The 14,082-nt window shown below is 41.6% G+C and carries 7 protein-coding genes and 1 pseudogene; 3 read left to right on the top strand and 5 right to left on the bottom strand.

Annotation, left to right across the window (positions count from 1 at the left end):
• Nucleotides 1-2 precede the first annotated feature (2 nt).
• On the bottom strand, nt 3-4,400 hold the full coding sequence (locus tag BBW65_RS01015) for an autotransporter outer membrane beta-barrel domain-containing protein (RefSeq protein ID WP_199919444.1): 4,398 nt from the start codon (nt 4,398-4,400) through the stop codon (nt 3-5).
• An 8-nt stretch (nt 4,401-4,408) separates the two neighbouring features.
• Complete coding sequence (locus tag BBW65_RS01010; RefSeq protein ID WP_066338530.1) at nt 4,409-5,848, bottom strand: replicative DNA helicase; 1,440 nt, start codon at nt 5,846-5,848, stop codon at nt 4,409-4,411.
• A gap of 965 nt (nt 5,849-6,813) precedes the next feature.
• Here BBW65_RS01010 and BBW65_RS01000 point away from each other — a divergent pair.
• The 3 genes and pseudogenes from BBW65_RS01000 to BBW65_RS00990 all read left to right on the top strand — a co-directional run.
• Nucleotides 6,814-7,101: a hypothetical protein gene (locus tag BBW65_RS01000; protein WP_066338525.1), complete on the top strand. Its 288-nt coding sequence runs from the start codon at nt 6,814-6,816 to the stop codon at nt 7,099-7,101.
• Between the two features lie 465 nt (nt 7,102-7,566).
• Entirely contained in the window at nt 7,567-7,806 is a 240-nt protein-coding gene (locus BBW65_RS00995) for a hypothetical protein (protein WP_066338523.1), read from the top strand.
• A gap of 23 nt (nt 7,807-7,829) precedes the next feature.
• Nucleotides 7,830-8,645 (top strand): annotated as a pseudogene (locus tag BBW65_RS00990) (beta-1,4-N-acetylgalactosaminyltransferase); the annotation flags it as partial.
• Here the strand turns inward: BBW65_RS00990 and BBW65_RS00985 are convergent.
• From BBW65_RS00985 to BBW65_RS00975, 3 genes are read right to left on the bottom strand one after another with little or no spacing between them, the layout of a single operon-like run.
• Complete coding sequence (locus BBW65_RS00985) at nt 8,632-9,855, bottom strand: TolC family protein (RefSeq protein ID WP_066338519.1); 1,224 nt, start codon at nt 9,853-9,855, stop codon at nt 8,632-8,634. The pseudogene BBW65_RS00990 and the gene BBW65_RS00985 overlap by 14 nt on opposite strands.
• Nucleotides 9,852-13,001, bottom strand: a complete 3,150-nt coding sequence (locus BBW65_RS00980) for an efflux RND transporter permease subunit (RefSeq protein WP_066338514.1) — start codon at nt 12,999-13,001, stop codon at nt 9,852-9,854. The genes BBW65_RS00985 and BBW65_RS00980 overlap by 4 nt, the downstream gene beginning before the upstream one ends.
• Nucleotides 13,001-14,026: an efflux RND transporter periplasmic adaptor subunit gene (locus tag BBW65_RS00975; protein ID WP_066338511.1), complete on the bottom strand. Its 1,026-nt coding sequence runs from the start codon at nt 14,024-14,026 to the stop codon at nt 13,001-13,003. The genes BBW65_RS00980 and BBW65_RS00975 overlap by 1 nt, the downstream gene beginning before the upstream one ends.
• Between the last annotated feature and the right edge of the window lie 56 nt (nt 14,027-14,082).

The raw sequence follows: 14,082 nt of genomic DNA, 5'->3' as shown, positions 1-14,082 counted from the left end.
CTTTAAAATTTATATTTCAGCCCTGCACCCAAGCTGATATTGTGATCGCCTTTATCCAATCCTGCACGATAACCCGCATTTGCATTCAAAGAAAAATTCTTGGTGACAAACCCCTCTCCTCCAGCATAGATAGAAAACATATAGTTTGGTCGCTCCAACGCCTCATAAGAGACTTGATTGTAAGCACGCTTAAAAGAGACTTTTGCCCCCAAAGATTCATCATAAAAATAATAACCCAAAGCAGAATAAAGGTAAATATAAGAAAAAGGAGAAACATATTGACGCACTTCTGCACCAAGACTGCTACTCAAACCGCCAAAACCTTGTGCATCAGCCACGATCGAAGCAACTCCATTGCCCTCCACTTCTGGCAACAATGCTCCAAAAAGATGGAATGAAGCGATAGGCTTGACATACAGCCCCCTAAGAGGTGTGTCAAACACATAGCCATAACGCGCCGACACATCAAAGCTACTTGAAGCAAAATCAAACTGATTGCTCAATGAAGTGATCGAAGTATTGACAAGATCGCTATGATTGAATCCTTGCAAATAGTCAGCCCCCAAATCGATTTCAGAGTTCCCATAATAAAAACGCACATAAGCACTCAAAGCAAGATTGTGTGCGGTGTTTTGCAAAATCTCACGCTTGTAGTTAGAGTATCCATAACCTAGATAAAACCCTACCAAAATGCTTTCTTGAGGTTGCATTTCATAGCCCAAATTGAATCCATAAATCGCAGAAGTGCTTGCATCACTGCGTGAGGTTGAAGTCAGCAACGAAGCCCATATACTATTTTTGGCATCTGTGTTATCAAGTGCAAACACATTGCCAATCTCATCTTGCTCGATCTTTGCCACGCCTTTATCAGCACGCAAATCCTCTTTTTTGTCTTGTGTTTTTTCTTTTGTAGAATTCACGCTCAATGCGATTTGAGCCTCTGCCACAAATGGATTGGAGGCTTTGACCATACGATTTTGTATCGACATCTCTCGCAACACTTGCATTTTTTCAAAATCGCTCACCACAGGATCGATGAGATTGGCAGTCGCCCTCATACTGCGATCAATCTCTCTAGCCACAGAAATCAAGTTGCTAGTTTGATAAGTCCCCATATCTTTGAGGATCCCAAGCTCCAAGGCATTTTGTGTTTCTAGAGCGTTATTTAGCACCTGCATTGCTTTGGGGTTGCTAGATCGGATCGCTTGGATCATATCTCCTGCCAATCGATCAGAAATATTGCCCTCAGATTTTTTGAGAATCTCAAGATATTGATCGATCACGCCAGTATCACTCCCATCAATGCGTATTTGACCAATCGCCTCGCTACGCCCAATCATAAACAGCACAGAATAATCATTCACAAAGCTTTTACCCATCAAAAACACCCCAAGCTTCCCATCATTATTCTCATACGCCCCTTTCCCATTGAGATAGTCATCCATTTGCTTCATCAAAAGCTGTTGTTGATCTTGATAGCTAGTCTCTTTTTGTGCCCTACCCTCTTGTGCATTTATGCTACGCACTTGAGTGTTGCTATAGATTTTATCGCCAACGCGATATTGGATACCTGCACCTGTGTGCATTACCGCATACGCCGTATAGAGCGAGAGATCGTAGAAATTTGTATTGTTGATTTTGATCAATGGCTCAAGACCAGAGAAATCCCCTGATTGGTATTTGCTCATATCAAAAGTTGCCTTGCCATTCACTCCCAAAAACCCGATACCAAAACGATCACTATCAAAAACAATTTGCCCACTATTTTCCAAATCCCCACCAATCAACAGACTAGCCGAAGATCTAAGTGCGAGAGTTGCATTATTGATCAAACTAAATTTACTAGCACTCCCATCCTCCATCTGCTCAAAAAACCCGATTTTATTCGTCCCATACACATCCATATGTGCATCTTTGCTCCCCTCATCGCCATTATAAAAAGAAGCTTTCTTGTTGGGTCCATACATCTCTACATTGCCACGCAAACTCAACAAACCCTTGTTCATAAATGATTCTGTATTTTTGCCTGTTGGGGTGGTGTGCTGATTTGTGGGGGTTTCTGAAAATCCAAGCTTAGAAAAATCAATATGCACATCAGCAAGACGCAGATTGTAGCTCTCCACTCCGCCATAATAAGACTGCAGGTGCAATGTCCCCCCAGAAATATCGACACGATCTTTTTGTGTCACTTTATCATCTTTGTTGCCAAAGATGATATTCACTGCCTCTCTGATATTGTGAGTGGTGAGGTAGAGATGTCCCTCTTGAGTGATGACTTTGCCATCTTTGTCTTTGAGAGGTTTGTCATCTTTACCTTTGAGCTCCTTTTTTTCTAGCTTAATGGCTTGGCGTGAGATCTTTAGATCTCCATTGGTTTCAATCGTATTGCCCTCACCCTTTGCGATGATACTCCCTTGCCTCTCGCTTGTAGGGGCGATGATTTGCAAACTGCGTTTGGTAGCCGTATCATCGGCATTACGCATTGTCCCCATATATCCATAGCCATCAAACACAATCTCTGAAGAGTTATTGATCGTATGGAAACGATTCTCTCCTGCATTTCCCAAGAAAAATATCCCTCTATCTTTCCTATACACCAGCTTGTCGCTTGTGTCTTTGTCGCTTTGCTCAAACGGAGCACTCAAAGTGATAGTGGCTGTTTTGTTGTTGAGCGTATCGCTCCCCCAAAGCTCCAGACGCCCCCCATCGACAACCAAACGCCCCGTATTATCTAGCGTATTTTGTGTTTGCCCTGCAAAGTTTTTAGAATCTTGGGCATATCCTCCATTGTATAGCCCCAGTCTAGCCCCCTCTTGGAGTTTGAGATTAAACCCATTAGCCCAACTAATCCCATCATAAGCCTTGATTTCTGCTCTCGCATTGGCTTCAAACTCAAAATACCCATTTAGCTCGATTTTCCCCGCTCCTTTTTCATTGGAGGATGTTTTGGGTGATGACGAAGTTGCCCCATTGTTTATCTGTGCTTCAACTAGGAGATTGTTGATTGGGTTATTTGCCTCTTGGCTTTCAATCGTGACCCCTGAAAGTTTGATCGCATAAGGGTTTTGCTCACCAAAAGATGAAGAATCCTTGTTGATCACTTTTAGCATTACTTCTGAGTTTTTGCCGATTCTGATACTGCTTCCACTTGTTTGCAAAAATTGTGCTTGAGTGATGTCTTTCCAGTCTTTGGGTCTCTCTGTAGTGGAGGAAGTTGATTGCGTAGCACCGATAGAAGTATCCATATCTGCCACTATCTCCACTTTTGCACCAACATCACTTGGCAAGGCATCAATGATCTGCATACCTGATGAATCCGTTTTGATTTCTGCACCTCTAGCACCAGATCCGACATCCAGACGCCCACCCATTTCGATACTTTTTGCCTTGATAATCAAGTTTTGTATTTTGTCTTTTTTGTAGTCAGGATCAAAGCTTTGATTCCCCAACTGATCTTGATAGATTTGTTTGGCAAGTTGCGTGTTGATCACTAGGCTTGAATTGAGCTTCAAAAGATTCTCTGATTGGAATATTGCACTTGCCTTGTCTGATACACTCACATAGCCATTGATATAAATATTCCCCTTGATTTGAGCTGTGAAAACTGAAGGATTTTTGGCGATGAAATTTGATCCATTGTAGGTATTGAGATAGAGCGAACCTGTGATGTCTAGTATCGAATATGGATTTTTTGTATTGCTTACCTCAAGTGTAGTGGGCAATTTGCCATCGTTGTATGATCTAGACTTTGCCCCAGAATTTAGATTGACATTTCCTGCCAAAATCGTTTTTTCAAACCCATCCAAAATCACTTTGGTGCCACTATATAGGCTCACACTATCTCCCCCAAACATAAAGGTTTTGAAAATCGTATCATCTGCCTTACCAGCGGTTTTGGTGCTAGGGATGCTAGTGATTTTAAGCGAAGCAATCTTAGTTGGTTGCTCCGTATCTTTTGTAGGTTCTTTAATTTCCTTCCCACCATTGACAAACTGGAATCTCTTGAGTGCCAAAATCCCATTTGTAGCGAAAGTGCCTGAACGCACAAAGTTTGCAGTGGTTTTGAACTCATCCGCTTGATTTGCCCCCACAGCTCCACCAGCACTTGGGTCAGTTTTGAGAATCAACAATCCATTTTTACCCGAATCGTTAGGATCGCTTAAAGTCCAACTATAATCCGTCCCATTGCTCAAATCCCCACTAGCTCCAGCACTTTGAACAACGCCTGGATCCTTCTTAAACGACTGAAGATAGACTAGATCTGCTTGAGTAGTCCCTGTCCCTGTTTTATCAAAAGTCAATGGATATTCTTTGGGAGCCTCTGTTGATTCTGCACCCTCCACGCTTAGTAAGGCACTCAATGCCATAGAAATCCATACAATATTTTTATTTATCCTCAAAACCACTCCTATGTGAAAGGCACTTCAATCGCACCGCTAAAATCCATCATACGCGTTGAAGCTTGATTTTCATTGTTCCCCTCGGTGTGATCCTCAAAACGCGTGTATTTTTTGTTGAATCTTACCCTAACTGTTTTAACTTCTCCGTTCCGATTCTTTGCGACAATGATTTCTGCTTTTTCAATCTCTGAGGGCTGAAACTCCTCTTTGAACTCTTTGTTCTCCTTTTGGGCGCGTGCCCTTTTGGCATTGTATTCTCGCTCTGCATACACTTCATCGCGATAGAGAAACAAAATCATATCCGCATCTTGCTCAATCGAACCTGATTCTCGCAAATCCGAAAGTTGTGGGCGTTTGTCATCACGACTTTCTACCGAACGATTGAGCTGACTTAGAGCGATGATTGGGATTTGCAATTCTCTTGCCAAAATCTTCAAACTCCTTGAAATCTCACTCACCTCCTCGTGCCTTTTGTTCTCGCCTCCACCTCTTTTGTTGCCCTGCATAAGCTGGAGATAATCCACCACTACGACACCAAGTCGTGGATCTTGTGCCTTGAGTTTTCTAAGCTTTGATCGAAATTGTGCGACATTCAAAAAAGAATTATCATCAACATAAAAAGAATAACCCTGCATTACATTTGCACTTTGGTTGAGATTTTCCCACTGCAAATCATCCAGCTCGCCTGTTTTCAAATTTTGCATATGAATCGAAGTCATCGCTGAGAGCATCCTAAGCATCAAATGCTCTGCACTCATCTCAAGACTGAAAAACGCCACGCCACAGCCTGAAGTCAAAAACTTCTGCACCATATTGAGTGCAAAAGTCGTTTTGCCCATAGAGGGACGCGCACCGATGATGATAAGCTCTCCGGGATTGAATCCTGTAGTGATGCGATTGAGTTCGTGAAACCCCGTATTCAAGCCCACAAGGACACTATTCCCACGCTTCTTGTTTTTCAAAATCATCGCAATCGTGTTTTCTACCACCTGTTTAGAATCTCTAAACTCCCCCGTAGAACCACCCTCTAGCACCAAAGAGTAGATACGCCTCTCCACCTCCTGCAAAATATCCTCACTTGCCATCGCACCATCTAGAGATTGTTGAGCCACAAATGTCGCCAAAGAGTGCAAAGATCTTTTGATGGAGGCGTTTTTGATCTCTTGAGCGTATTCCAAAAGGTTGGCAAGAGGGGCAAGAGCCAAAATGTTCAAAAACTCCTCTTCATTAAAAAACCTAGAGCTACGGATATGAGAGGCGATAATATCGGCGTGGATCGGGAGCTGAGCTTGAGCCCTTTTCTGCATCACCTCAAAAATGGCTTGATAAAAATGGTCGCTAAAGTCATCTTTGGAGATGAGATCTTCCACCTCTTCAAACTTTGAAGGGTCAAAAAGCAAAGTAGAGAGAAACGCCCTCTCGATATTGTGTATGCCTAATTGTTCCATCACTTTTCCTAGATTTGATTGCCTCATTTAGAGATAAATTGAATCGATATAAAATTCTACACAAAAAGTTTCAATCATCAAACATACTGCAAAAGTTCATCATCTTTAGATGATCTCTAGATGATCTCTAGTTGATCTTTAGCACTCCCAACATCTATAGCATTTCAAACTGCAAGCAAGTGGTGCGAAATGAGCTTTGAAACAATGTGGTGTTTGTTTTGGATCTTATCTGTGTAGAAGCACAGCTTTTGGTATTTCAAGCTTGGTTTGGATTTTGTTTTGAAGTTGGCTTGAGCAAAGCACCCTTTATGCAATTCTAGAATCTTTTGGATTCTCTGTTTTGATTCTTGCTTTGGCAAAAGCATATTTTTAAGTTTCTCAAGCTTGGTTTGGGTTTTCTTCTGAATCTTCTTTTGGGTAAAGCATCCTTTATGCAATCCTAGAATCCCCTAGGATCTCTCTTAAGGGGGGCAAGGGGAACTTAGGGCAGCGTTCCCCTTATCCCCCTTAACAACCCCCATAACCCCAGCATTGCATTAGCAAGGCTTGTTCAAGATTACATTGACTTGGAATCTTTTTTGGTTCTACAAGGTTAGTTTGGTTAGCAGTTGTTTGTGCTTATATTGAAATAGTGAGGTTTTATATATTTTTGTGATTTTTTAAAAAGTTGCAAAGAGATTCTTAAAAATCAAAACTAAAACTTTTCAAAAAGATTCCAAGAATCCAAGAAACCAAAGAATCAAGAATGCTTTCACAAAGATTCTAAAGATTCTAAGAATCTAGTTTCAAATCAAAAAACCACCAAACACAATAAAACAAAAATATTGCACTCTATCGTTGGGTTGTCACACAAAAAGCGGGCAGGGGTTTGGGGGATTTTAAGGGGGATAAGGGGGGTGCCTCGCAATAAACCCCCTTGTCCCCCTTATAGAAAAAAGCAAAGCAAGTTTCAATGACTAAGAAGTGTGCTTCTGCAAAATCATTCTCAAGAAAGAGAAGTAGCGAATAGCGTTCTACAAAATCGCACTTTTGGCAATTCTAGAATCCTTTTGGGTTCTACAAGGTTGGTTTGGTTAGCAGTTGTTTGTGCTTATATTGAAATAGTGAGAGTTTTTGAAGTTTTGGTTTTGTATAATCACATTTGTGTTGGAGAAGGACGCTTCCTTGTGAAAGGAGGTGGTAAGTATGGATTTAGCATTCCAACTTATAAAGCTTCTGCTAGCTTTGGTAGAGCTAGTAAAAGCTATTCTTGAGCTGATAGCTCATTAAGAAAAACTCTAGAGGCATTATACTCAATCTAGCCAAAGTTTTAGTTAATCTTCAACACAGCAAACTATACAAGGAAGTAAGTCCAGAAATGGAGGCTAGATTGGGTGGAGATTCTCCTGCCTCTCCTTGTAAGTTTATCCCACACAAAGCAACTTCCAAATAATCGAAAAAACCACCAAACACAATAAAACAAAAACATTGCACTCTATCGTTGGGTTGTCACACAAAAAGTAAATTTAGGGGATTCTAGGGGAGATCAGGGGAGAGGGATCCGTCAAAACCATGCAAAAAGAATCAAGCTTGAGCCACTAGCAAACAGCTTTTATGATATGTATGCTCAACAACTCTTTTAACTTCTAGATTTTTCTTGATTGTCTTGTATTTAGAAACAGATTGAATTGATGTAGAATTCTACTCCAAAGCTCCAATCATCTTTTGTAAGGAAAACAATGAAAGCCAAAAAAGTCATCAAAACAATTCTAAAAACTCTAACCCCCAATCCAATACTTCACTCTCTTGCAACTTTCTTTGGACGCCATCACACAAGTTCCTATACTTACAAACAATTAGATTTGCTCATTCCGCAACATATCCTCAAACACATCAACGCAGTCTCTAATGACACATTGATACAAATCAATCAAAACACTAAGGGGGGGGGCAAGTTGGTTTTTATAATTTTGATCTAACATCCAAAGATAGATATTCCCCACTCAATCCTTGGGCATTTATCCGTGTTAAAAATGAAGAACCAACACTTTTGGCAAGTCTTCATTCTATGCTTCCTGCTATCCAAAGAGGTGTGATAGGCTACAATGATTGCACAGACAGAAGCGAAGAAATCATTCTAGATTTTTGCCAAAAGTTTCCAAACTTCATCCCCATCAAATATCCCCATGAAGTCATTTTGGAAAATCCTCCAAAATTGGAAAATATGTTGCATTCTTACTATAATTTCGTGCTTCAGGCAATCCCACAAAACGAGTGGATCATCAAAATTGATGTGGATCACATCTATGATGCCCAAACACTCTACAAAACTTTCTATATCCCCACCCTCTCCAATCATCTTGTCATCTATCCAAGAATCAACTACATCATTGATAATGATGAAATATTCATACAAAAATCCGAAGATATGGGCTTTATTGATGGTTGGGATCAATGGCTCATTTGCAATCAAAATCTTGAATTTAATATACGCAAAACTTCCAAAAATGCACAATGGATTGAGGAAGGTAATTTTTCACAAACTTTATTTACCGAAGTTTTGGATTATCCGCCCAATAGCGTTTGGTTTCAAGCACCATTGATGCAATACCACTTCCCCGCAGTTAAACAAAGACGCAATGATTTTGTCAGGCACTTAGATCTTATGACACTTGAAGAATTTTCACGCATTCATACGCCAAAGCGGATTGATAGCCATATTGCTCACAAATTTATCTCCAAAGAGATGATTGCACAAGCATATCAGAAATTCTCCCCTCCCCCCTCATACATTGCCCAACCCTTCAAAAACCAATAAACAATTGCCGATTGCCGCCGACCAAAAACTCGACATAAAACAAACTCTCCCAAGTTTCATATTTCGTTTTCAAAAGATTGGATTTTGCATTTTTGAGCATCAATTCTGCATCCAGCAAATCATTGGAGCTTTGGAGATTTTGTTTATAGCGATTGGACACGATGCGGTAGTTTTCATTGGCACTCTCAATCGTTTTTTTGGACAACACATATTGATCTCTTGCCAAATTGAAATCACCCACAGCCTTTTCTAGCTCTATCAACGCATCTTGACGATAGGCAGTCATTTGGGCTCTTAGGCTCATCAGCTCATAACGCCTCATCTCCACAGACGCACTATCCCCCAAACCATTGAACAGATTCCAAGTCAATCCTAGATACACCGACCCCTGTGCCTCGCCATAGAGTTTCCCACCAAAAGGCACATCTCCAGAAACACCCAAATCAATTTTGGGATAATACCCCCCCTTGGCTTGTTCGATCCTATAGAGCAATGCTTTTTCTCTCTCTAGCATCGCACGGTATCTAGGCTTATGCTCAAACATCACCAAGCTCAAATGATCATAATCCACCTCTTCCTCACAAACAGGGAGATCCTCGATCTCATCGATTTTGACTTTGGCATTCATCAAGCTCTCAAGAGAGGAGACCAAAAAATTGAGCTGATTGGTATAAGAATTGATTTCTAGCTTCGCACTTGCCAAAGTCAGCTCCACGCTCAAAACATTGTTTTTGGCTGAAATGCCTTGCTTATAAAACTGCTCGGCTTGTTTTAACTGAAGCTCTAGCAACTTATAAGATTCTTTAGAAATTGCTAGACGCCCCTTAGTCATCAGGATCTGCACATAGAGTTTTTTGACCAAATAGCGTAATTCCTCTTGGGTTCTTTTTTTGTTTGCTTCTTGCTCTTGGATGGTTTGTTTTTGGATTTGCACTTCTTGATAATCTTTCAAGCCATTAAACAGATTGAGCCCCAACTCCACACTCGCACGATTGCCATACTCTGCATTTTTGGCTCCAAATCTATAATGAAAATTGAGCTTGGGATAATACGCACTTTCTTTGACCCCTAGCTCACTTTGGAGTTTCAAGAGGAGATATTCTTGTTCTTTGATTTTGTGGCTATTGGCAAACACGCGTTCTATACTCTCATCAAGAGTTAGAGCCAAACAGCCCACCACACCCAAACACAAAACACCCAAAATCTTCAAACGCTCTCCCTTGTGTCTTTTTTGGTTTCGCGACCGATAAAAAATAGCAATAACGCAGGAATCACAAAAACACTCACAATGCTTGAGAATGCCAACCCACCGACGATGACAGCACCAAGACCACGATAGATCTCGCTCCCACTTCCAGCAAACACCACCAAAGGAAGCAATGCACAAACGCTAGTGAGCATACTCATATAAATCGGACGCACACGACTCAAAGTCGCATTATAAACAGCGTTGTATGGGCTTTGGGCATACTCTCTGATATTGATCAAACTCTGATAAACAATCAAAATCGCATTATTCACCACACTTCCTACCAAAATAATCACCCCAAGCATTCCCAAAACATCAAGTGCTTGAGGGGCGATATAAAGATTGGTGAGCTTGATCCCCAAAAACCCGCCCACAATCGCAAAAGGCAAGGTGAAAATAATCACAAAAGGATAGAAAAAATCCCCATACAATGCACACAGCAACAGATAGGTAATCACAACTGCCAAAATCAATCCGCCTTTCAATTCTTGTTTGGTTTGATTGAGCTGATCTGCAGAGCCTTTGAGCGAAACCTCTTGCCCCTCAAGATCCACCTCGCTCAAGACTTCTGTTTTGATTGTTTTTAGCACTTCATCTAGTGGCATATCTTTTGGGGGAATTGCAATCAGCAAAATGCTCCGTTCTGATTCGTGGCGACGGATTTGTGCGATGCCATATTCCTCCACAATCGTTGCAAGGGACTGCAAGGAAACGACATTGCCTAGAGGCGTATAAACTTGTGCAAACCTCAAGCTCTCTGGGGGAATGTCAGTATAAGAGGCAGATTTCAACACCAAATCCATTGTATCGCCATCTTTTTGGGTAAATTCTCCGATTTTTTTGCCATTCAAAATCGTGCTCAAAATCTCTCCGAAACTTTTTGCATCCAAACCATTTGCCGAGAGGGCTTGTAAATCTGGATAAAAACTCACTTCTTTGTTATTCACCTCAAGCGATGGGATAGCACGGACAATCGTTTGGGGGATTTTCTCTTTGATTTTTTCCATCAACTTCCTTGCATTCATACGCAATTTCTCTAGATTGTCGCCCATCAGATACAGATCCACACTCATCCCCCCATTCCCTCCATCAAAAATCCCTTGCTGAAACACATTGCCACGCACAGATGGGATATTGCCGATGTCTTTTTGCAATTTTTTGATGAGATCTTTGATCCGACTTGGATCTTGTGCCAATGCCCCAATAAACATAAAAGACTCATTGCCGATGAAAAACAAATCCTTGATTGCCACGGGATCTTTGGGGGTTTTGGGCTTATAGCCACTCTCGCTCAAATAGTCTTTGTTTTGCAAATAGATTTGGTGGGCGATTTCTTTGCGTTCTTGATAAGAAAGCCCTGATGGGATACTCAAATACGCAATTGCAAAGTTTTGATTCCCACTTGGCAAATAATCAATTTTGGGATAAAGCCCCACAAACATCCATCCACACAGCCCGATAAACCCCACGATACACAGCAATCTTTTGATCGCACTCTGCAAACAAATCGCAAGGATTTTGCCAATCAATGCAACTGCCTTTTTGCCCAACCAATCAAAGGGCTTGAAAATCTTTGCCCCCACTCCTTGCATTTGGGATCTCCATCCCACAAAACTCGCACCGCCCATCCTTTGTATCTGATAAATCATCATCGGCACCACAAACAAAGAAACAACTAGAGAGATCACAAGTGCAGAAGTCGCACTCAATGCAATATCATAAAACAGCTGACCACTCTCACTCTTGAGCCCCAAAATCGGCACAAAAATCGCAATCGTTGTCAAAACTGACGCAAAGATTGCCCCCACGACTTCTTGGGTGCCATCGATACAAGCATTAAGTAGGGATTTTTGGCGTTTGTGGTGCTGATTGATATTTTCAAGCACGACAATGGCGTTATCCACAAGCATACTGATCGCAAAAGAAATCCCTGCCAACGACACGATATTGAGCGTCCTATCAAAGAGTTGCAAAACAAAAAAAGTCCCGCACACACTCACAGGGATCACAAATGCCACCACAAACACAGAGCTCATACTACGCAAAAACACAAACAACACCAGCCCCGCAAACACAATCCCATACAAGATGTTTTGTTGCACCAATGCAATGGATTCTAAAATATAACCCCTCTGATCCCTACTCCACGCAAGTTTCAAGCCCTTTTTCTGCAATATCTCCTCATTGATTCTTTGCACCTCTTGCTCTATGGCATTGGTTAGCTCCAAAATATTGGCAAAAGCCGAAGGGTAGATCCTCACAGAAATCGCATCTTTTTGATTGTGGAAACTATAAACCTGCGTTTTGGCATAACCACCCTGCACCTGTGCAATATCACGCAAATACACGACACGCCCATCGCGATTGGTCAAGACGCTATTGTAAATATCCTCCAAACTTTTAAACTTGGATTTTACGCGGATGCGATAACTCCTTGCACTATAGTCCAACACCCCTGCTGAAGTGTCTTTGTTGGTTTTGCTGATACTATCAATCACCTCTGCGATTGTGATATTGTTATAGACAAGTAGCTTAGTATCAAGCAAAATCTGCATTTGAGTGTTTCTGCCACCCCAGACACTCACTTCCCCCACGCCTTTGATACGCTCCAAAAGCGGTGCGACTTTTTCCACAAAAAACGCCCTCTCCTCTTGAACCTCGACTTTTGGATCCAAACTCTCCAAAAAAAGATAAATGCTAGGCGGGATACTCTCCCCACTTGCCTTGATGGATGGACGACTAACACCACTTGGATAGTTGCGGATCTCATCAAGTTTTTGGCTCACTTGCAACAACACCGCATTGATATCCACCCCTTGCTTAAACTCTAGAGTGATACTCCCACGCCCCTCTCTAGCGATAGAGTTAAGATTTTTGAGCGATTGGATACTTTTGAGAACCTTTTCTTGAGGGATCAGAATCTCTGATTCTATTTCATAAGGACTTGCATTGCTCCAGCTTGTATAAACGCTCACCACAGGGTAAGTCACCTTGGGCAAAAGCTGATAGGGAAGCTGAAAAAAGGCAAGAATCCCAAACAAAAAAACAAATAAAATCCCCACACACACGACAACGGGATTGAGGATGCTAGATTTGATAAAATTCATTAACTCTCTTTATTTTCTCTGACTTCTGCACCATTTTGCAAACGATACTGCCCCTTATAAATCACGCGATCTTTGACACTGAGCTGTCCCAACACAACAGCAACTTTGCCTTGTATGGACAACACATCGACAAAGATGACTTTTGCACGACCATTTTCTACGATAAACACACTGGGGCGATTGTTGTATTCAACGATACTATCGCGTGGCACAAGGAAGCCCTCGCTTTTGCCCCCACTTCTTAGCATCGCATTGACTGCCATTCCATCGACAAACCTCCCATCATTAGCCAAAGAAATCACGATAGGAAAAGTCCTTGAGCGTGCATTGGCTTTTGGGATAATCGCTATGATGCGTCCTGTGTAGTTTTTCTGCCCGATCTTAAGTGGCACATTCTCCCCCTTGCTCAAAAACGGAAGCAAACTACTTGGCACATCTACAATCACTTGCACTTGTGTGGTATCCACAAGCTCACACACGCTATCGCCGACCTTCAGCCACTCACCGATATTGACTTTTTCTTGGACGATGATTCCATCAAAGGGTGCCACGATTGTTTTTTGGCTTAGTTCAACTTTTGCTTGTTCTAGCTGGGCTTGGAGAGAGAGGATATTGAACTCTTGCACCGCAATTTCATAGCTTAGTTTTTCATATTGTTGCAAAGTAATCGAATCAGTTTCCAAAAGATTCTTATATCTCTCAAACTCTTTTTGCTGATATTCCTTGAGCTTATTGGCTTGTTGCAACTTCGCTTCTTTGGCTTGTATGTCTTTTTGCAACAAATCAGAGCTTAGCACCACAAGTGGCATTCCTTTCTTGACATTCTCCCCCACTTCAAACAAAACCTTCTCCACCACTCCACTGCTTTGCGATGCGATGTGTGAGATTTCTTTGAACTTGATCACCCCTACAAAAGTATTTTTGGAATCCAAACTGCCCATCTTGACACTCTGGGTGCTCACCACCACAGGTTTCGCTCCGACACTACCAAACACGACCACCAAACACAACAAAATCCTACGCATCCAACCACCACTACTACGATGAAATATTTTGCATTATTTTGACATATTTTAGTCTT

The sequence above is a fragment of the Helicobacter enhydrae genome, assembly GCF_001693335.1.
Lineage (GTDB): Bacteria > Campylobacterota > Campylobacteria > Campylobacterales > Helicobacteraceae > Helicobacter_G > Helicobacter_G enhydrae.
The sequence above is the reverse complement of the archived record's forward strand: the minus strand, read 5'-3'. Positions and strand labels throughout refer to the sequence as shown.